We start from the raw sequence: 543 nt of genomic DNA, 5'->3' as shown, positions 1-543 counted from the left end.
CAGACACCTCGGCATCTTCCACTGGCAAAATCTGCGACGCTAGCTCGACCAGCGTCACTTTACAGCCCAGATCGTTATAAAGGCTGGCGAACTCGACGCCAATCGCCCCTGAACCGATGATTAAGAGCGACTTGGGTAAAAGCTTAGGCCGCAGCGCCTCGAAATAGGTCCAGATATGTTCGCCATCTGGCGCTATGCCTGGCAATGCGCGTGGTCGGGCGCCGGTTGCCAGGATCACGTGATCGGCCCGGTAATCGCGCACCTCCCCTCGGGCATCCTCGACTGTGATTTGCCCCTTGCCGCGCAGCCGCGCGGTGCCATCAATCACCCTCACGCCATTTTTCTTCAACAGGTACGCAACCCCAGCGGTGAGCTGTTGCGATACGGTACGGCTAAACTGCACCAGTTTCTGCAGATCGACGTTCACCTCGCCCACGCTGATGCCCAGCTGACTGGCATGGGTGATAGTGTGCGCAACCTCAGCGCCATGCACCAGCGCCTTGGTTGGAATGCATCCCCAGTTCAGGCAGACGCCGCCCAGAC

1 protein-coding gene is annotated in these 543 nt (G+C 59.5%); it reads right to left on the bottom strand.

What is annotated here, in order from left to right; genetic code table 11:
• Positions 1-543, bottom strand: a 543-nt coding sequence (locus HHU12_RS34750) for an FAD-dependent oxidoreductase (protein ID WP_169661246.1), incomplete at both ends; no start/stop codon positions are given.

Source organism: Flammeovirga aprica JL-4 (genome assembly GCF_012844305.1).
In the GTDB taxonomy this organism is placed as follows: Bacteria; Bacteroidota; Bacteroidia; order Cytophagales; family Flammeovirgaceae; genus Flammeovirga; species Flammeovirga aprica.
This window is presented reverse-complemented; position numbering and strand designations above follow the sequence as displayed.